Below are 19,299 nucleotides of genomic sequence, written 5' to 3' on the forward strand. Positions count from 1 at the left end.
GCGGTTGCCTTGTGACCTGCGCGGCGCGGATACAGTCAGATGCCCAGCCAGTCTGGCCCAACGCTAAAGCGGCTTCTCCATGAAAACGGAGCTTGGGTTTTCAGGGTAGTCGCCGAAGGGGCCACGCCTGATATAGCCGTGTCGGGTGTAGAACCCGATCGCGGCGGGGCTGAGCTGACCGGTCTCCAGCCGCATGAGGTGGACACCCTCGGCGCGCGCGGCGTCTTCGATGGTTTCGATCAAAGCTGCGGCGACGCCCGTGCCGCGCGCTTCCGGCTCGGCAAAGAGGCGCTTGAGTTCCGCATACCCCTCGTAAACCGCATAGCCGCAACACCCAAGGGCACGGCCTTTGACCCGCGCGACAAAGAACCGGACCTCCTCATCGACAAGTTGCTGCGGCGAAAAGGCGAAGCGGTCCTCCGGCGGATAGAGCGCCGATTGCTCCGCCTCGCTGCCTTCGATCAAGCGCAGCGCATCGGGAGAGAGGGGGTCTGTGCGGGTCACGGTTACCATGTGTTGAGCTTGCCCTGACCGGGCCTGCACCGCAATATGCCGTGAATTCGCCCATATTTTGTGGATAACCGGCGGAATATCCCCAGATACGGGGGTTCCCCGTTGACTTGACCGCAATTGCGGCCAGACAATCCTCGACCAACGGAATCACATGCGGGATGGCGGCGTGCGCTTTTCCAAGATCAGGCTGAATGGCTTCAAAAGCTTCGTGGACCCGACCGATCTTTTGATCGGGGACGGGTTGACCGGCGTCGTTGGCCCCAATGGCTGCGGCAAGTCGAATCTGTTGGAAGCGCTGAGATGGGTGATGGGCGAGAACCGTCCGACCGCAATGCGCGGCGGCGGGATGGAAGATGTGATCTTCGCCGGGGCCGCAACACGGCCCGCCCGGAACTTCGCCGAAGTGTCGATCATCATCGACAATTCCGAGCGGCTGGCACCTGCCAATTTCAATGGCGATGATCAGCTTGAGATCGTCCGCCGGATCACCCGCGATGCCGGCAGTGCCTATAAGACAAACGGCAAGGATGTGCGGGCGCGCGATGTGCAGATGCTGTTTGCCGATGCATCCACAGGGGCGCATTCGCCTGCGCTTGTGCGCCAGGGACAAATCTCGGAGCTGATCAACGCCAAGCCGAAATCGCGCCGTCGAATCTTGGAAGAGGCGGCGGGGATTTCTGGGCTCTATCAGCGGCGGCATGAGGCGGAACTAAAGCTGAAAGCGGCGGAAACCAATCTGGCCCGGATCGATGATGTGTTGGAGCAGCTTGCGACCCAGCTTGCGGCCCTAGCCCGGCAAGCGAAACAGGCGGCGCGCTATCGCGAGATCGGGATGGAGTTGCGACAGGCCGAAGGGTTGTTGCTCTATCTGCGCTGGCGCGAAGCGGATCAAGCGCGCCTGACGGCGCAGACCGCGCTGCAAGAGGCGGTGACAGCGGCGGCCGGTGCCGAAATGGCGGCGCGGCAGGCCGGAAAGGCCCGCGAAGAAGCAGACGAGGCTCTGCCACCCAAGCGCGAAGAAGAGGCGATTGCGGCGGCTCTGCTGCAACGGGTGACGGTCGAGCGGGCGGCGCTGGAAGACGAAGACGCCCGGGCCGCCAAAACGATTGAGACTCTGACCGCGCGGATCGAACAACTCAGCCACGATATTGGTCGCGAGCAGAGCCTGAACGCGGATGCCGGCGAGACCATCGCCCGGCTCGAGACGGAGCAGGCGGAGCTTGTTGCAGCGGGCGCAGGGCATGAGGACGCGCTGGCGGCAGCCTCGACTGAAGCCACGGACGCGGCGCGCATTTTGGCCGAACGCGAGACGGCGCTGAGCCAATTGACCGAAGATGCGGCGCGTCTGGCAGCACGGCACCAATCGGCGCAGCGTCTGGTCGAAGATGCAACGCGGGCGGAGGCCCGGAACGCCGCCGAGGCTGAAAAGGCCAAAGGCGCGGCGGCGGAGGCCGAAGATCGGTTGGCGATACTGACCCGCGATCATGAAGCGGCGGAAATGGCCCTGAGTGCTGCGACCGATCTGGCGGCGCGGGCCGATGAAACGCTGACAGAGACCGAAGCCGCGCGGGCCCTGGCGCAGACGGCGGAGGGGGAGGCTCGTGCGACGCGGACCGAGGCCGAGGGGCAATTGGGCACATTGGATGCCGAGGTGCGCGCACTGACCAAATTGCTGGATCGGGAGCGCGGTAGCGGCGATCAGGTGTTGGATCAAGTCCAGGTGGCGCCAGGGTTCGAAGCCGCTGTTGGGGCCGCGTTGGCCGACGATCTGAAGCCGCCTGTTGCATCCGAAGCCGGGGCCAGTGGCTGGACGGCGCTGCCCTCCTATGACGTCGAGCAGGCGTTGCCCGAGGGGGTTTCGCCGTTGAGCGGCTATGCCGATACGCCCGATGTGCTGACCCGCCGGTTTGCGCAGGTCGGTGTCGTCTCGGTCGAGGATAGTTCGCGCTTGCAGGCGGCGCTTTTGCCCGGACAGAGATTGGTCAGCAGAGAGGGAGACCTTTGGCGGTGGGACGGGTTCGCTTTGCCCGCGTCGGAAGGGTCTTCGACGGCGGCGCGGCGGCTCAGCCAAGTGAACCAGCTCAATGACCTGTCTGCGGAGTTGGAACGCGCGACGACCGCAGCAGACCGGGCGCGCGCGACCCATGAGAGCAATGCGGCGCGTCTAGCCGATTTGACCGAGGCGGACAAAGCCGCGCGGGATGCACGCCGGGCGGCGGACGCGCAAGTGGCCGAGGCCAGCCGCGCCTTCAGCCGGGCCGAGGCGGAGCGCAATATCCTCGCCGGCAAGCTGGAGACCCTCCGCGGCGCCGCGCGACGGCATGAGGACGAGGCGGCCAGCGCCCGGCGCGACTTGGTCGAAGCGGAGGCCGCGCAGGCGGACCTGGATGATTTGGACGGCGTGCGCGCCCAGGTCACCGACACAAAGACCACGGTTGAGGCGGCGCGGCTAACGATGCTGGCCAAACGCACCGGGTTTGACGAGTTAAAACGCGATGGCGAGGCTCGCGAGAAGCGGATCGGGCAGATCGCAGGCGAGATGGACACCTGGGGCAAACGTCTGGCCAATGCCGAGACGCGGATCGGCGAGTTGGAGCATCGCAAGTCGAGTTCTGAAGCCGAGCTTGAGAATGCGCAGGCTTTGCCCGCCGAGATTGCGACACGGCGCGAAGCGATGGCCGCAACGATTGCCGAGGCCGAGACACGGAGAGCGGCGGCTGCGGATGCGCTATCAGTGGCCGAAGGCGCTTTGCGGTCGGCGGTTGCGGCGGAGCGTGATGCGGAGCGCGCGGCGTCGGATGCGCGCGAAGCCCGCGCCCGGGCCGAAGCGCGGCACGACGCGGCAGGTGAGGCCGTGGATCAGGCCGCCGAGCGGATCATGGAAGAGATGGAGGTCACGCCCGCCGCGCTGTTGGAGAGCCTCGACGCAGACCCGGAAAAGATGCCGGGCGCAGAGCGGATCGAGAGCGATGTGGTGCGCCTGCGGCGGCAGCGCGATGCGCTTGGCGCGGTGAACTTGCGTGCCGAGGAAGACGCGGAGGCCGTGCGCGAGGAGCATGACACGCTAGAGGCCGAGAAGCTGGACCTGGAAGAGGCGATCAAGAAGCTTCGCGCCGGGATCGCTGCGCTGAACCGCGAAGGGCGGGAGCGGCTTTTGACCGCTTTCGAAGAGGTGAACCGGAATTTTGGTGTGCTTTTCACCCATCTTTTCGGAGGCGGCGAAGCCAAGCTGGTGCTGGTCGAAAGCGACGACCCGCTGGAAGCCGGGTTGGAGATACTTTGCCAGCCGCCAGGCAAGAAGCTTTCGACTCTGTCGCTCTTATCAGGCGGCGAGCAGACACTGACGGCGTTGGCTCTGATCTTTGCGGTGTTCTTGGCCAATCCCGCGCCGATCTGCGTGCTGGACGAGGTGGACGCGCCGCTTGACGACGCCAATGTCACGCGGTTCTGCGACCTGCTCGATGAGATGTGCCGCCGGACCGATACCCGTTTCCTGATCATCACCCATCACGCGGTGACAATGGCGCGGATGGATCGGCTCTTTGGGGTGACGATGGCCGAACAGGGCGTGAGCCAATTGGTCAGCGTCGATCTGAAGAAAGCGGAGCAAATGGTGGCTTAAAAGCTGCCAAACAGGCTTCCCAGGACAAGCACGGAAATCAGCGCAACGAGTGGGATTGCCACGGCAACCATGAAGATGTCGCCATAGCTTTCTCGATGCGTCAGCCGCCCGATCGACAGAAGGGTGATGACCGCGCCGTTGTGTGGAAGCGCGTCGAGCCCGCCGGTAGAAAGCGCTATCACCCGGTGCATCAGGGGCGCGTCGATCCCCGCCTCAGCCCCTTGCGCCAGATATTGCGCGCCGAGTGTGTCGAGCGCGATGCTCATCCCGCCTGAGGCGGAGCCGGTCACGCCAGCGAGGATCGACGCGGAGACTGCCATCGAGACCAGCGCGCCGCCCGGCAGCGCCGACACACCGTCACGGATGACCTCAAAGGCGGGCAAGCCTGCGATCACCGCGCCAAACCCGACCAGTGCGGCGGTGTTAAAAATCGGCAGAAGGGCGGCCTCCGCGCCTTTGCTGAGCGATTGGCTCGGCTCTGTGAGTGTTTTGCGGAAGAGCGCCAGGGCCAGCAGGATGCTCAAGATCAGCGCCGCGATGATCGACCAGATACCGATCACCCTGGCGGCGTCGGTCCCGCCCCATCGCGGGTCGGCCAGATAGCTGGTGTCGAGCGTAGGCAAGATCAGAGTGCTGAAGAGGAGGTTCAGGCGAGAACGGCGGCGATGGGCAGGAAGGCCAGCCAAAACCGCAGCGGTTTGCGGATCGGTGCGGGCGCGCTGTTATCCTCGCTGCTGGTGAGATGCAGAAAGCCCTCGCCTTGAGCCCGGAGGCGGCGTGCGCGCGTTGTGAGCCAGAGGAGACCGAGACCGGCCATGATCAGCGCCGCGATCACCCCAAGCCCGGGGGCGGCGAAGGCGGTTGTGCCGAAATAGGGCATCGGGATCGCGTTTTGGATCGCGGGGGTGCCCGGCAGCGCGGTCATGGTGAAGGTGAAGGCCCCAAGCGCGATGGCCGCCGGGATCAACCGTCGGGGCAAATCGGCGCTGCGGAAGAGCGCCATGGCCAGCGGGTAGACCGCGAAGGCGACCACAAAGAGTGAGACACCGCCATAGGTGAGGATCGCGCAAGAGAGAACGACCGCCGGGATGGCCTGGTCGGCGCCAAGCGCGCGGACGATGCCATCGGCGATCCGCCGGGCGGCGCCGCTGTCTTCCATGATCCGGCCAAAGACAGCGCCCAGGAGGAAGAGCAGGAAATAGGCGGTGATGAAACCGCCCGTCGCGGGCATGAAAACCTCTGTGAGGCTTGCCAGAAGCGGCTCGCGCGCCATGGCCGAGGCCAAAAGCGCCATGACCGGTGCGAGGATCAAGACCGAGACGCCGCGCCAAGCAAGCCAGATCAGAAGGCCAAGCGGGATCAAGATCGTCGTGAGGGTCAGCATGGCAGCTCCGGCGGCGGCGATACCGCCAATGTGGGGGATGTCATGCGATGTGAAACCCGTCGAAATGCCGCAGCGCGGCGAAGTGGTCGCGGAAACGTGTCACCGGGTGAGCGCAAAGGTCCGCTAGGCTGACGCAAATGGAGGGTCTGATGCGTCTTGCTTTGATCTTATGTGTGATGGCCGCGCCGGTGACGGCGCAGGATTGGTTCTTGCGCGACGACGATACCCGGATTGGGGTGGAGGCGCTCGACGAGCGTCTGCGGGGGCAGGTCCTGACTTTCTTTGATGATGGCCAATCGCGGTTTTTCGAGGATGATCGCTACACCTACACCTATCCGAATGGCGGTGGCGTCGCCTATGGCTATTACGCGGTGAATGAAGATGGCACGGTCTGTGTCGAGTTCATCAACGGGTTTTCGCGCTGCGATCTGTTTGTGGAGAACGCTGGCCGTCTGATTCTGGTGACAGAAGACGGCCAGCGGTTCCCGATCCGCCCGAATTAGAGCGCGCGGAGGAGATCCAGCGTCGGCCAGGCATCGGCGGGCAGGTCGAGGCGTTGCTGTTCAGCCTGCACCGCCGCGCGGGTCATCCGGCCCAAGATCCCATCGACCCCGCCGACATCATGACCGCGCGCGACGAGGCGCTCTTGCAATTGCCGCATCTGATCGGGGTTGAGCCCGCCGGTTGCGCCACCTGCATTATAGACCGGCGCGCCTTCCAGCCGTGTGGCGAAATAGGCGGCGGTGGTGACATAGACGAAGCTTTGGTTCCATTCGAAGAACACGTTGAAATTCGGGTAGGCCAGAAAGGCGGGGCCATTGCGCCCTTGCGGCAGCAGGACCGAGGCTTGCAGATTGCCGCCAGGCAAGCTGCCCGAGCGGGCGCGCACGCCCGCCGCTTCCCATTGCGAGACGCGCTGCGTGGTGTCGAGGCCAGTCTGCGACCAATCCAAATTGCTGGGCACGGTGACTTCGATCAGCCAGGGTTCATTGGCGCGCCAGCCAAGCCCGCGCAGCATATTGGCCCCGGAAAGCAACGCGTCAGCGGGCGAGGTTTTCAGCGTCACATGGCCATCACCATCGCCATCGACCCCCCGGGTCAGAATGTCTTCGGGCAGCATTTGCACCATGCCGATTTCCCCCGCCCAGGCACCGGTGGTGCGCGCCGGGTCGAAATCGCCGTTCTCGAACAGCTCCAGCGCGGCGAAGATCTGTGGCCGGAAGAGCTGCGGACGGCGGCAGTCGTGGGAGAGTGTCACCAATGCGTTCAGCGTATTGAAATCGCCTTGGACCGCGCCGTAGTCGGTCTCGAGCGCCCAGAAGGCGAGAAGCACGCCGCGCGAGACGCCGTATTGCCGCTCGGCGATGTCGAAAACATTGTCATAGCGTTGGTTGTTGCGGGCACCGTTTTGGATGCGGTTCTGGCTGATCACCCGTTGCGAGAACTCGGTAAAGGGCAGTTGAAAGACGCCCTGGCGACGGTCGGCATTGATCACCGATTGATCGAAACGGGCGGAACGGAAGAACGCATCCACATTGGTTTGGGAATGACCGCGCTGCATGGCCTCAGACCTGAGCCCATCGACAAAACTCCCAAAATCTCCGCCGCATTGTTGCGCCAGAGCGGGCGTGGCTGTGAGGGTGAAAGCAAAAAGAGAGGCGGTCAAAAATCGCATGGGATAATCCTGTTTTTCAATTTTCAACAAAGTAGCAAGGACGGCGCGGTTCGGGAACACTCAGAACAGCGCGAGAGCGAAAATCAGCGCGACCATAAGCGCCCAGGTTCGCCAAAGTGCGGCGACGGCGGCGTCGATATCGGCGGGGCCGAGGCTGCGACGGCCGGCAGGGTTCATGAAGGGGAAGTCTTGGCGTTCTCTGTGATAGCTGCGGGGGCCGGAGAGGGCAATATTGAGAACGCCCGCCATCGCTGCTTCGGGCCAGCCGGCATTGGGGGAGCGATGCAGATGGGCCTCACGGCGGGCAATGCTCCAGGCGCGCGGCGCGCCATGGGCCAGCGCGATGAGCAAAGCGGTCAGGCGGGCGGGGACCCAGTTGAGGATATCGTCCAGGATCGCAGCGGCCTTGCCGAACTCTTCATGGCGGGGGTGCGGTGGCCAATCATGCTGTCGGCGGTGTTGACGGTTTTGTAGATCAGAATGCCGGGCAGGCCGAGGGCCAGAAACCAAAACGCCGGGGCCACGACCCCATCGGAGAGGTTTTCGGCCGCACTTTCTATGGCGGCGCGGGCAATCTCGGACTCTGACATCTCAGCGGTGTCGCGGCCGACGATCATTGCGACGGAGCTGCGGCCTGAGGACAGACCATAGCGGAGGGCATCGGCGACCGCTTGGACATGTTGGACCAAGCTGCGCTGCGCCAGGAGGATTGCAGCGCCAAGCGCCGACCAAAGCCAGCCGAGCGGCAGGGCGGAAATGATCAGGCCGAGTGTGCCGGTTGCTGTCGCGAGTATGGTGATCGTCAGCAGGCCTTTGAGTTGCCGATTGGGCCCCGTGTTGAAACGCGCATCGCACCACGCCACGGCACGGCCCATGAGGACAGCCGGGTGGGGCCAGCGGGACCAGAGCCAGCGGGGTTCGCCGAGTAGCGCGTCAAGGAGGAGGGCGAGGGTCAGGGTCATGGACGGTGGGTGACGCTCGGCTGCGCCATCGCCCCACCCGCCGTCCCGAGGGCGGTTTCGACGCGCGGCCAGTGGGTTGGGTTTGGCAGTCCGAGGCGGAGCCAGGTTTTGGAATAGGGGAAGATGCGGGACCAGATTTGGTGTTGCGCAAGGTGGGTTTGCCAAACTGCGGCGTCGTTGGTTTCGTAGAGGCGGAAGAGCGGGGTTCCGCCAGTGAGTGCGGCGCCAGCTTGGTTCATGAGCTGGTCCAAACGGGCGGCGTCCTTGTTGAGGCGGTTTCGCGTGGTGTCGGCCCATGTCTTGTCGTTCAAGGCTTGGGTGCCGACGGTTAGCGCCGGGCCGGAGACAGGCCAGGGGCCGAGCATATCCGAGAGCTTTTGGAGTGTTTCGGGACGGGCGATGGTGAAACCAAGACGGAGACCGGCGAGACCCCAAAACTTGCCAAAGCTCTTGAGGATCACTGTGTTGGGTTCGGCTGCGCGGCGGATGAAGGAGTGCTCGGGCATCACATCGCAGAAGCTCTCGTCGATCACTGTGAGATCGTGACCAGAGAGTTTGGCTTCGGTCCAGATCTTGCCATCAGGATTGTTGGGGTGGACGATAACCTCGGCCTTGCCTGTCGCCCCAATCTGCCACCCGGCAGCGCGAAAGGCGGCTTCATGCTCGTTATAGGTCGGACCCGGGATCGCGACGGTGCCAGGAGGTGCGAGATATGGCAGGCGGGCGATCAGCGCCGAGGCGCCTGGCGCGGCTAGAACACCGGCACCGTCAGGCACGCCCCAGAACCTGCGCGCTGCCGCCACGAGCGCGCCCATCGCGCCGGCGTCGGGCAAGGCGGTCCATGCATCGGCGGGAACATCGTCAACCGGGTAGGGCACCGGGTTGACCCCGGTGGACAGGTCGATCCAGTCCGCCCGGGTGCCGCCATAGCGGGATATAGCAGCATCAAGGCCGCCGCCATGGTCGCGCGGTGGGGTTGTGTCCGTCATGCCCCGAGGGTTGGCCTATTTTCAGGCCGCCTGCAACGCCTCTCGCCCATGTGGCTCCATCCAATCGATCACCGGGTTGATTGGGATGATCCGGTGCGGATTGATGCTTTCGTGACTGTAATGATAATGCCGGACGATATGGTCGAAATGGATCGTGTCTGCGACGCCGGACCATTGGTAAAGCTCGCGCGTATAGGCCCAGATGTTTGGATAATCGATGAGCCGCCGCCGGTTGCATTTGAAATGCAGGTGATAGACCAGATCGAACCGGACGAGCGTTGTGAAGAGCCGCCAATCGGCCTCGGTGATCTGCGCGCCGGTGAGGTAGCGGTTTTGCGATAGGAGGCCCTCGACCCAATCGAGCCCGTCAAACAGCGTCGTGACGGCTTTGTCATAGGCGGATTGGCTGGTGGCGAAGCCGGATTTGTAGACGCCATTGTTGATGTCGGAATAGATGCGGACGTTGACCTCGTCGATCGTACCCCGCAGCGGGTCCGGATAGAAATCTTGAGTATCGCCGGTGATGTCGTTGAAGGCGCTGTTGAACATCCGAATGATCTCGGAGCTTTCATTGGAGACAATCTGATCCGTCTCGGTGTCCCATAGGACGGGTACTGTCACACGTGTGGTCACATTGGGATCGGCGCGTTGGTAGATCTCCCGCATGAAGGCGGAGCCGAAGAGGGCATCTCCGGTCGCGCCATCGAAATCCTGCGCGAAGGTCCAGCCTTCGGAGAGCATATCGGGATGTACGACAGAAACACCGATATGCGGTTCCAGCCTCTTCAGACTGCGGAAAATCAACGTGCGATTGGCCCAGGGGCAGGCATGAGAGATGTAGAGATGATAGCGTCCGCTCTCCGCCTTGAACCCGGCCTTGCCGCTTGGCCCGGCGCTTCCATCTGCGGTGACCCAATTTCGAAATGATGCCTCTTGCCGTTTGAAGGCGCCACCGGAGGATTTGGTGTCATACCATGTGTCCTGCCACTGACCGTCGACCAACAAACCCATCCCGATCTCCTTCCCGTTTGCTTGACAATGGAGGTAGCGCGCGGGGTTTGTGCAGGAAACAGAGACAAGCGCAGAGGGATATCCGCATTGGCGCACAACTCAACTGTGGCGCTCACGCGACGATCACGCACATGTCTAGAGGAAACCGTTGACCTGCCAAGAGGTTACGGCATGTTAACCTTGCTAGGGATAAGGTGCTGCCATGACCGATTTTCTGCCGAAAGAAGTGCTCGACGGTTTGAACGCTGCGCGCAAACGCGACCTGAAACGGCGCAGCCATCGCCGCGTGCATGTGGGCGAAGAGGTTTATCCGATTCTCGAATATGCAGAGGAAGGCTTTGCGGTAGATGCAGAGAACGCGCCTCGCCTGCGCGGATTGGTGGATATCTATGACGGGCCCCGGCATCTCTATCAGGCCTTGATCGTCGCCTCGGCCAAAGAGGGTGATTTGATGCGCTATGAATATAAGCGCAACACGCCGGCCGCCGATCACGCGCCAGTGGATTTTGAGCAGCCTGTGACAAAGGTGGCGGGTTTGCTGACCCGCTGATGCGATTCGGAAATCTTGACGGCTCAGGGGGATTCCACGCGATTTTTTGGCGTGGATGACCGTTCTGCCGAGAGATTCTCCATCAGAGATGCCATCACGCCCGCGAATCTGCAAAGCAATCCCCATGCCTTCCGCGTAGCTTTCTGCAACATTTGCCCCGCAGGAGACCCATTCAATGATTCAGACCCCCTATCTGCTTTTTCTCGGCGATGCGCCGGATCAACTGGCCGCGAAGGTTGCGCAAGGGATACGCGATTGGCGGCCCGGCAACTGCGTCGGGCAGATCAGGATGGAGGGGTGCAAGGCCGATGTGGGCTTGCCGGATATGACCCTGGCCGAAGCGAAAGCCGCGGGTGCCAAGACGCTTGTGATTGGGGTGGCGAACCGGGGCGGGGTGATCTCGGCAGCGTGGAAAAAGGTGCTGGTGATGGCGCTGGAGGAGGGGTTCGATCTGGCCTCCGGCTTGCACAACCTGCTGCGGGATGAGCCTGATCTGGCGGCGGTCGCTGAGGCCACGGGTCAGGCGCTGCATGATGTGCGGGTGCCGGAAGTCGAGTTCCCAATCGCGAATGGTGTTAAGCGGAGCGGCAGGCGCTGCCTCGCCGTGGGCACCGATTGCTCGGTTGGGAAGATGTATACCGGTCTCGCAATGGATGCGGAGATGAAGGCGCGCGGGCTGAAATCGAACTTCCGCCCGACCGGCCAGACCGGGATTTTGATCACCGGTAACGGCATTCCGCTTGATGCGGTTGTGGCTGATTTCATGGCCGGGTCGGTGGAATGGTTGACGCTCGACAATGACGAGGACCATTGGGACCATATCGAGGGGCAGGGCAGCCTGTTCCATGTCTCCTATTCCGGCGTGACCATGGCGCTGATCCATGGCGGGCAACCGGATGCGCTGATCCTCAGTCATGAGCCGACCCGTGCGCATATGCGCGGCCTTCCCACCTATGATCTGCCGAGTCTTGAGGCTCTGCGCGACACCGCCCTGCCGCTCGCGCGGATCGCAAACCCGGCCTGTGAGGTGGTTGGCATCTCGATCAACACGGCGGCGATGAGCGAAGATGAAGCGATGGCCTATCTGGCCGAGGTAGAGAAACGCATGGGCCTGCCGACAGTGGATCCGTTCCGGCAAGGCGCTGGCCGGTTGGTCGACGCGCTGGCCGCCCTGTGATCTCGGTCACGCCAGAGAGCTTTCGCCTGGCGGAGGTGTTCACCATCGCCCGAGGATCGCGGACCGAGGCGAAGGTGTTGACCATCCGGGTGATCCGCGATGGTGTCGTGGGGCTTGGCGAATGCGTGCCTTATGCCCGCTATGATGAGACGCTCGAAAGCGTGACGGCGGAGATCGAAAGCTTGCCACCGGATATCTCGCGCCAGGATTTGCAGGACGCCCTGCCGCCCGGCGCGGCGCGGAATGCGGTGGATTGTGCGCTTTGGGATTGGCAGGCGAAACAGACCGGTGTGCCGGTCTGGCAATTGGCCGGGCTGCCGCACCCGAAGCCCGAAATCACGGCCTTCACCTTGTCGCTCGACACCCCGGAGAATATGCGGGCCGCCGCCGCAAAGCACGCGTCTCGCCCGCTTCTGAAGATCAAGCTGGGCACGCCGGAAGACATGCCACGCTTGGAAGCCGTGCGCGCGGGTGCGCCAAAATCGCGGATCATCGTCGATGCCAATGAGGGTTGGAGCGCTGAGGTTTACACTGATCTTGCCCCGCATCTCTTGCGTCTTGGGGTCGAGATGGTGGAGCAGCCACTGCCAGCGGGTGCGGATGATCTCTTGGCCGAGATTGAGCGCCCCTTGCCGGTTTGCGCCGATGAAAGCTGCCATGATCGGGCCAGCTTGCCCGGGCTGACCGGCAAATACGATATGGTGAACATCAAACTTGATAAGACCGGCGGGTTGACTGAGGCGCTTGCCTTGCGCGCGGCGGCCTTGGCTGAAGGCTACGATGTCATGGTCGGCTGCATGGTCGGATCATCGCTTGCGATGGCACCCGCTGTGTTGCTGGCTCAGGGCGTGGCCATCACTGATCTTGACGGGCCGCTGCTTCTGGCCGAAGACCGGGACACCCCGTTGAATTTTGACGCCTCCGGCGTTCACCCTGCCCTACCCGATCTTTGGGGCTGAAAGGATCAGACCGATGACTCGCATCGTTTATGTGAATGGCGATTATCTGCCGGAAACCGAGGCCAAAATCTCGATCTTCGACCGCGGCTTCTTGTTTGCCGATGGGGTTTATGAAGTGACCTCGGTCCTGGATGGCAAGCTGATTGATTTCGCAGGCCATGCTACGCGGCTCGAGCGGTCGCTCAATGAGCTTGAGATGCAGACGCCGGTGACGATGGACGCGCTTCTGGAGATTCACCGCGAATTGGTCGCGCGGAACGAGATCACTGACGGGCTTGTCTATCTGCAGATCACTCGCGGTGCAGCGGCGGATCGGGACTTTGCGTATCCGGCCGAGGATACCCCTTCGACGATTGTGCTGTTCACCCAGAACAAACCTGGCCTCGCGGAAAGCCCGGCGGCGAAGACGGGGATCAAGGTGATCTCGATCGAAGACCAACGGTGGGGGCGCCGCGATATCAAAACCGTGCAACTGCTCTACCCGTCGATGGGCAAAATGATGGCCAAGGCGGCGGGGGCGGATGATGCCTGGATGGTTGAGGATGGCGCAGTGACCGAGGGCACCTCCAACAATGCGTATATCGTCAAGGGCAACACCATCATTACCCGGCATCTGGGCAATGAGATTTTGCATGGAATCACACGCGCAGCGGTTTTGCGCTTTGCGCGAGAAGCACAGATGAAGGTCGAGGAACGCGCCTTTACCATGGATGAAGCGAAAGCCGCGGACGAAGCCTTTGTGACCTCGGCCTCGACTTTCGTTATGCCGGTTGTTGAGATCGACGGGCAAGCTGTTGGCACCGGCGTGCCAGGGAATGTGGCCTCCCGGCTCCGCGAGATTTATCTCGACGAAAGCCGGAAAGCCGCGATCTGACCTGTCTTATGGAACGGTCGTGATCATCAAGTTTGCGTTGATTGTATCGGCGGTTGTCAGCCCTGTCAGGCGTGCGACAACGACGCTCACACCGTCCGGCGTGTTCAGTAATACCTCCAATTCGCCAGCTCCATCCTGATAGCTGAGATTTGAGGGGCCCATCGCATTGATTGAGCTTGGCAAGACCGCGTCGATGATGAGCTCGTCTCCCAGGGTCTCATAGTCGGTGATCGTGACATCACTGGTGCCATCGACATGAGCGACGCGGAAATCATCCTCACCTGCGCCGCCAGTCAGCACATCGCCATTGTCGGCAACGAGGGTGTCATCGCCTTCACCGCCACTCAGCGAGTCTGAGGTCGTGGTCAAGCTACCGGCATCGTCCCGTGCGTCCAGGATATCATTGCCGTCGCCACCGAAGAGTGTGTCATTCCCAAAGAAATCGAAGACCAAATCACCCCCTTCACCACCTCGCAGCAGATCATTGCCGAATCCACCATCTATTGTGTCATTGCCGATGCCGCCATTGAGACTGTCGTCGCCGGTACCCGCAAATAGGTCATCATTACCGTCGCCGCCGCTGAGTATGTCATTCCCGGAAGAACCGAACAGGCGGTCGTCGCCGTCATTCCCCGAAAGAGAATCGTTGCCCTCTTCCCCAAAGAGACCGTCGTTCCCGGCACCGCCAACCAACGTATCCGCGCCGAGATCTCCGGCCAGTTGGTCGTCACCTAGCCCGCCGCGGATGCTGTCATTGCCGCGCTCGCCATTCAGGTAGTCGTCACCCTCGCCGCCAAACAACGCATCATTGCCAAAGGCGCCATCAATGGTGTCGTTTCCATCCCCTCCATGGAGTGAATCTGCTTCGCCCGAGCCGGTGATAATGTCGTCACCTTCGAGCCCAAAAACTGTGTTCTGATCCAAGGTGGCTTGCAAAAGATCGTCCTCGGGCGTGCCAAGAACGGTCCCGTCTGCGACGGGCGGTTCCTCGACGGTCGGGTCTTCCGCACCGTCATTCGACGAATCATCGTCATCATTTATCAGTGCGGTAAGTGCGACCCCTCCCAGAAGGAGAGCAAGAATTGAAACTCCACTAAGCATTTTTAAGCCCCCAAGGTGTTAATACTCCAAGCCAATATGAAGGAGCTCTATGCTATTGAAAACTGGACAAATTGATCGGATTTCTCCTATTAATCAACTGTTTCGAGGACAATAATATCGCGCGGCGCGGACCGTCCAAGAACTCGAAACGATCGCCGCGTCTTTTTTCAATTCTCTTTCAAAAGAGACGAATCATACGCGACCAATTCAACCGTATTGCCTTCAGGATCTTCTGTGAAAATCCCGCGCCAGCCGATCCACTCAAAATACTCGACCCGATAGGGCAGGCCTTGCTCGTCATACCAGGCCATGACGGCCTCCTGCTCAGCATAGGGCAGGCTGAGCGCGATATGGTGGAGAGAAGAACGCGCGCCGGTTTCTGGTGCCTCGGGACCGGCAGGGTGGAGGCCCGGGCGTGCATTATAGCCTTTGTCGAATAGGGCAAGGACCGAGGTGTGGCCGCCAAACCCTTCGGCGATGCGAAAAAACACGATGCCGGATGTGGCATTGCCTGTCATGCGTTCAAGCCCGAGCGTCTCTTCATAGAACGCGACCATCGGCCCCAAGTCGTTGCAGCGAATGGCGATCTCGCCGAGCGCGCGGATTTTGAAGTTCCGGCTCATCTGAGACGGTCCAAGATCCGAAGCGATGCGTAACCATCCGGTGTCTGGCCGATGGAGGCTTGATAACGGCGCACCGCATCGATGGTTTCTGGGCCGACAATCCCATCGATCCCATTGGTCGAGAAACCGGCCCGGGTCAGGCGACGTTGAAGTTCTTCGCGTTCGTCTCGCGTCAGGGCGCGATCTCCGCGCGGCCAGGTTCCGCGGAAACTGGTGCCGCCGGTGATCCGATCCGAGAGGTGACCAACGGCGATCACATAGGCATCGGCAGGATTGTAGCGTTCGATCACGTGGAAATTGTCGAAAATCACCAAAGCCACGCCTTGCGATCCGGCGGGCAAGAGGATCGAAGATCGGCCATGGTTGGGGATACGGCTGCCGTCGGTGAGGCGAACCCCCATGGAGTTCCAATGGCTTACATTGCGTTTGATGCGTTCGCCGGTTTGCGCATAGTCGAAACCGGTCGGCAGCATCACTTCCATGCCCCAAGGCTGACCATAGGTCCAACCAAAGCTGCGCAGGTAGTTGGCGGTGGAGGCCAGCGCATCGGCGGGATTGTCAGACCAAATATCACGGCGACCGTCGCCGGTGATGTCGACGGCGTGTTGCAGATAGCTGTTGGGCATGAACTGGGTATGGCCCATCGCACCGGCCCAAGAGCCGGTCATCTGGTCGGGTTGCACTTCGCCGGATTGCAGAATGCGGAGCGCGTCGAGCAGTTGCGCCTCGAAAAATCCTGCCGCCGGCCCTCATAGGCTAGCGTGGCCATCGCTTCTATGATGTTGATATCACCGCGAATATTGCCATAGGCGCTCTCCAACCCCCAGATCGCGGCGACCACTTCGGCCTCGACGCGATAGGTCTGTTCCACCTGCTGTAAGACACGTTGATGGGTGCTGACTGCACTCCGACCATTGCGAACCCGCGTGTCAGAGACAGCGGTGTCGAGATAGTCCCACAGCGTGCGGTTGAATTCGGATTGGTTGCGGTCCCGGTTGATGACGGTTTCGTTCAACTGCACACCGCGAAAGGCGCGGTCGAGGGTGTTTTGCGAGATGCCTGCTGCGCGCGCTCGGGTCTGAAACCTTTGAATCCATTGGCGAAAACTGGCGTCGTTTGCGCTCGATTGGGTCAGTGACACGGTCTGGGCTGGAGGGGTGACGCCGCGCGCAATCGGGCGGAGTGAACTGCGGATCGCCAGGTCGGTTTGCTGCGTCGAGACGGTGACCGATGGCACTGGGCGCGGTAGAGGTCGAAGCGATGCATCCGGTGGCAAGGCCAGGGAAGCCGTTGAAAATAAGCCGAAAAATATGCCGAAACCGGCCAGAACGCCCCGCATGGTTTTACCTGTTTTATCGCTGCTCTGCTCAGATCGGACTATAGCGTGAATAGAGCGACGTAAGAAGCAGAATGCGGATGATGGGCGGGGTGTTGCCGGGCGCGATAGGTTACAAAAAATCCAGGTTTCCCGAAAAACCCAAATGTATCAGGCGGTTTCGTAAGAATTCGTTAACCTTTTCAGCGCCGCTTGCGCAGAGCTTTCTTTTTGCCCTTCGCGGCTTTGGCCCGGGCCTGCCCAGCCTTCCGTCTCGGCGCTTTGCCGCGCCGGGTGCGGGTGGCGCTGTGGCGGATGGTTTCGCCATCGATGGAGACCAGTTCCAGCGTCAGACCGCCGGTCACCGGCACCGCTTCTGCGAGTTTCACCGTCACCTCCTGCCCGATCCCGATGACCAGGCCGGTATCGGCGCCCATCAACGTCTGCGCCTCGGCATCATGGTGGAAGTATTCCCGGCCCAACGCCCGCATCGGCAAAAGGCCATCTGCGCCGGTTTCGTCGAGCTTCACGAACGCGCCAAACCGGGCGATGCCGGAAATCCGTCCGGTGAACTCGGCCCCGATGCGGTCCGACAGATAGGCGGCGAGGTAGCGGTCGGTTGTGTCGCGCTCGGCCATCATCGAGCGGCGCTCGGTGTCGGAGATGTGTTTCGCGGTTGCGTCTAGATGCTCGATCTCTTCGGGGAGAGCCCGTCACGCCCCCAACCATGTGAGGAGACCAAAGCGCGATGGACGATCAAATCGGCATAGCGCCGGATCGGCGAGGTGAAATGGGCATAGGCCTTTAACGCCAGGCCGAAATGGCCGAAATTCTCTGGGTTGTAATAGGCCTGCTGCATCGAACGCAGGGTGGAGATGCTGATCAGCTCGCTGAAATCGGTGTCATGGGCGGCGTTCAGAAGCGTGTTCAGATGCCGGGTCTGCAGCACCTGACCCTTGGCGAGGTTGAAGCCGCTGGCCTGTGCCGTCTCACGCAAGGATTCCAGCTTTTGCGGGTCCGGCTCCTCATGCACCCGGAACAGGAGCGGGGTGCGCTTGGCGATCAGCGTCTCGGCGGCGGCGACATTTGCCAGGACCATGAATTCTTCGATCAATTTATGAGCGTCGAGCCTGTCTCTGAACGCGACGGAGGTCACTGTGCCGTCCTCAGCCAGGGCGATCCTGCGCTCGGGCAGGTCCAGCTCCAAAGGCTGGCGCGCGGCGCGGGCGCGTTTCAGCGCGGCATAGGCGGCGTAGAGCGGGGCGATCACCGGGTCGAGCAGCGGTTGGCATTTGTCGTTGGGGGTGCCGTCTTGCGCCTCTTGCACCTCTTGGTAATTCAGCGAGGCGGCGGAACGCATGAGGCCCCGATGAAAACTATGGTCGCGCTTGTTACCTTCGGCGTCGATCACCATGCGGACGGCAAGGCAGGCGCGCGGCACGCCTTCATGCAGCGAGCACAGATCACCGGAAAGCCGGTCGGGCAACATCGGTACGACTCGGTCGGGGAAATAGCTGGAATTGCCGCGTTTCTTTGCCTCGCGGTCAAGCGCGGTTCCAGGGCGGACGTAATGCGCCACATCGGCAATCGCGACCCAGATCACATGCCCGCCCTTGTTTTTCGGGTCGTCATCGGCATGCGCATAGCAGGCGTCGTCATGATCGCGGGCATCGGCCGGGTCGATCGTGACCAGGGGCATATCGCGCAGGTCATCGCGCCCCGACAGGCCGGCGGGTTTGGCCGCATCGGCCTCGGCGATCACCGCATCGGGGAAGCTGTCGGGGATGCCATGTTCATGGATCGCGATGAGCGAGACGGATTTCGGCGCGCCGGGGTCACCCAAACGGTCGGTGACCCGCGCGCGGGGCAGGCCCATCCGGTGTTTCGGGCCAGCCTGTTCTGCCTCGACCAGCTCACCATCTTTGGCGCCATGGGTGGCGTCGGAGGCGACGGACCATTCTTTGTCATTGCCCTTGGCGATGGGCAGAATGCGCCCGCCCTCGGCGGTTTTGCGAAAGACGCCGAGAATTTTGCGCGGGTTGGTGCCGATCCGGCGGATCAGACGGGCGACATATTGGTGATCTTCGCCGGTCACTTCTTGCAGGCGGGCGAGGATACGGTCACCGCCGCCAAGCGCGGGATCGGTGGCGCGGGCGGAGAAGAGGATACGTGGCTCGGGCCCCTCGCCGTGCCATTCGAGCGGTTTGGCGAAGAGATCGCCCAGGTCATCGGGTGGCAGCACCTGCAACACCGAGACAGGCGGTAACTTGTCAGGGTCGCGATAAGTTTTGCGGCGCTTTTCCAGGTGCCCCTCTTCCTCCAGCTCCCGGAGCAGCTTTTTCAAGTCGATCCGCGCCGCGCCTTTGATGTGAAAGGCTTTGGCGATGTCGCGTTTGGAGGTCTGACTGGGGTGGTCAGCGATCCAGGCGAGGATGTCGGCTTTGGAGGGGATACGGCTCATGATCAGGAGGTAGCACGCGCAACCGGGCGCGTCATGCGCGAAGTCAGTCGCAGGCGGGATGTTCGAAGGGCAGTCTGTGTAAT

Annotated in this window: 15 protein-coding genes and 3 pseudogenes; 6 read left to right on the top strand and 12 right to left on the bottom strand. The window is 62.1% G+C overall.

All coding sequences use genetic code 11. The features are described from left to right. Nucleotides 1-63: 63 nt before the first annotated feature. On the bottom strand, nt 64-504 hold the full coding sequence (locus QTA57_RS05595; RefSeq protein ID WP_290154053.1) for a GNAT family N-acetyltransferase: 441 nt from the start codon (nt 502-504) through the stop codon (nt 64-66). Nucleotides 505-679: 175 nt separating this feature from the next. Here QTA57_RS05595 and QTA57_RS05600 point away from each other — a divergent pair, with 175 nt between their 5' ends. Then, entirely contained in the window at nt 680-4,135 is a 3,456-nt protein-coding gene (locus tag QTA57_RS05600) for a chromosome segregation SMC family protein (protein WP_290154054.1), read from the top strand. Here QTA57_RS05600 and QTA57_RS05605 read toward each other — a convergent pair. Together QTA57_RS05605 and QTA57_RS05610 are read right to left on the bottom strand one after the other, a co-directional pair. Beyond that, the gene (locus QTA57_RS05605) at nt 4,132-4,821 is read right to left on the bottom strand and encodes a GntP family permease (RefSeq protein WP_290154055.1); all 690 of its coding nucleotides are present in this window, start codon (nt 4,819-4,821) and stop codon (nt 4,132-4,134) included. The two genes, QTA57_RS05600 and QTA57_RS05605, sit on opposite strands and share 4 nt — an antisense overlap. Continuing rightward, nucleotides 4,782-5,519 (bottom strand): GntP family permease, encoded by a 738-nt coding sequence (locus QTA57_RS05610; protein WP_290154056.1) that lies wholly within the window; start codon nt 5,517-5,519, stop codon nt 4,782-4,784. Before QTA57_RS05610 ends, QTA57_RS05605 begins: the two co-directional genes overlap by 40 nt. A gap of 149 nt (nt 5,520-5,668) precedes the next feature. Here QTA57_RS05610 and QTA57_RS05615 point away from each other — a divergent pair, with 149 nt between their 5' ends. Beyond that, on the top strand, nt 5,669-6,022 hold the full coding sequence (locus QTA57_RS05615; RefSeq protein WP_290154057.1) for a hypothetical protein: 354 nt from the start codon (nt 5,669-5,671) through the stop codon (nt 6,020-6,022). Here the strand turns inward: QTA57_RS05615 and QTA57_RS05620 are convergent. The 4 genes and pseudogenes from QTA57_RS05620 to QTA57_RS05635 all read right to left on the bottom strand — a co-directional run bounded on the left by QTA57_RS05620 (nt 6,019) and on the right by QTA57_RS05635 (nt 10,156). Further along, the gene (locus tag QTA57_RS05620) at nt 6,019-7,194 is read right to left on the bottom strand and encodes a lytic murein transglycosylase (RefSeq protein ID WP_290154058.1); all 1,176 of its coding nucleotides are present in this window, start codon (nt 7,192-7,194) and stop codon (nt 6,019-6,021) included. The two genes, QTA57_RS05615 and QTA57_RS05620, sit on opposite strands and share 4 nt — an antisense overlap. A gap of 60 nt (nt 7,195-7,254) precedes the next feature. Then, nucleotides 7,255-8,156 (bottom strand): annotated as a pseudogene (gene cbiB / locus QTA57_RS05625) (adenosylcobinamide-phosphate synthase CbiB). After that, nucleotides 8,153-9,145, bottom strand: a complete 993-nt coding sequence (locus QTA57_RS05630; RefSeq protein WP_290154059.1) for a threonine-phosphate decarboxylase — start codon at nt 9,143-9,145, stop codon at nt 8,153-8,155. Before QTA57_RS05630 ends, cbiB begins: the two are co-directional and overlap by 4 nt. A gap of 21 nt (nt 9,146-9,166) precedes the next feature. After that, nucleotides 9,167-10,156 carry a glutathione S-transferase family protein gene (locus QTA57_RS05635; RefSeq protein ID WP_290154060.1) on the bottom strand — a complete coding sequence of 330 codons (990 nt, stop codon included), beginning with the start codon at nt 10,154-10,156 and terminating at the stop codon, nt 9,167-9,169. Between the two features lie 202 nt (nt 10,157-10,358). Between QTA57_RS05635 and QTA57_RS05640 the strand changes: the two genes are divergently transcribed. The 4 genes from QTA57_RS05640 to QTA57_RS05655 all read left to right on the top strand — a co-directional run bounded on the left by QTA57_RS05640 (nt 10,359) and on the right by QTA57_RS05655 (nt 13,716). Beyond that, nucleotides 10,359-10,706, top strand: a complete 348-nt coding sequence (locus tag QTA57_RS05640) for a hypothetical protein (protein ID WP_290154061.1) — start codon at nt 10,359-10,361, stop codon at nt 10,704-10,706. Between the two features lie 175 nt (nt 10,707-10,881). Continuing rightward, on the top strand, nt 10,882-11,883 hold the full coding sequence (gene dgcN, locus QTA57_RS05645; protein WP_290154062.1) for an N-acetyltransferase DgcN: 1,002 nt from the start codon (nt 10,882-10,884) through the stop codon (nt 11,881-11,883). Further along, nucleotides 11,880-12,842: an N-acetyl-D-Glu racemase DgcA gene (gene dgcA / locus QTA57_RS05650; protein WP_290154063.1), complete on the top strand. Its 963-nt coding sequence runs from the start codon at nt 11,880-11,882 to the stop codon at nt 12,840-12,842. Before dgcN ends, dgcA begins: the two co-directional genes overlap by 4 nt. A 13-nt stretch (nt 12,843-12,855) precedes the next feature. Further along, a complete protein-coding gene (locus QTA57_RS05655) occupies nt 12,856-13,716 on the top strand; it encodes a D-amino-acid transaminase (protein WP_290154064.1) in 861 nt (286 codons plus the stop codon). A 6-nt stretch (nt 13,717-13,722) separates the two neighbouring features. Here the strand turns inward: QTA57_RS05655 and QTA57_RS05660 are convergent, their stop codons facing one another. The 5 genes and pseudogenes from QTA57_RS05660 to rnr all read right to left on the bottom strand — a co-directional run bounded on the left by QTA57_RS05660 (nt 13,723) and on the right by rnr (nt 19,216). Beyond that, nucleotides 13,723-14,817 (bottom strand): calcium-binding protein, encoded by a 1,095-nt coding sequence (locus QTA57_RS05660; protein ID WP_290154065.1) that lies wholly within the window; start codon nt 14,815-14,817, stop codon nt 13,723-13,725. Between the two features lie 167 nt (nt 14,818-14,984). Beyond that, nucleotides 14,985-15,440, bottom strand: coding sequence for a VOC family protein (locus QTA57_RS05665; protein WP_290154066.1), 456 nt, complete (start codon nt 15,438-15,440; stop codon nt 14,985-14,987). After that, on the bottom strand, nt 15,437-15,751 hold the full coding sequence (locus QTA57_RS18555) for a peptidoglycan-binding domain-containing protein (protein WP_407933508.1): 315 nt from the start codon (nt 15,749-15,751) through the stop codon (nt 15,437-15,439). The genes QTA57_RS05665 and QTA57_RS18555 overlap by 4 nt, the downstream gene beginning before the upstream one ends. Beyond that, nucleotides 15,731-16,779 (bottom strand): annotated as a pseudogene (locus QTA57_RS05670) (lytic murein transglycosylase); the annotation flags it as partial. The pseudogene QTA57_RS05670 and the gene QTA57_RS18555, both read right to left, overlap by 21 nt. 179 nt (nt 16,780-16,958) lie before the next feature. After that, a pseudogene (gene rnr, locus QTA57_RS05675) lies at nt 16,959-19,216 on the bottom strand (ribonuclease R). Nucleotides 19,217-19,299 lie beyond the last annotated feature (83 nt).

Origin of the sequence: Fontisubflavum oceani (assembly GCF_030407165.1) — a bacterium.
Classification (GTDB): Bacteria; Pseudomonadota; Alphaproteobacteria; order Rhodobacterales; family Rhodobacteraceae; genus Rhodophyticola; species Rhodophyticola oceani.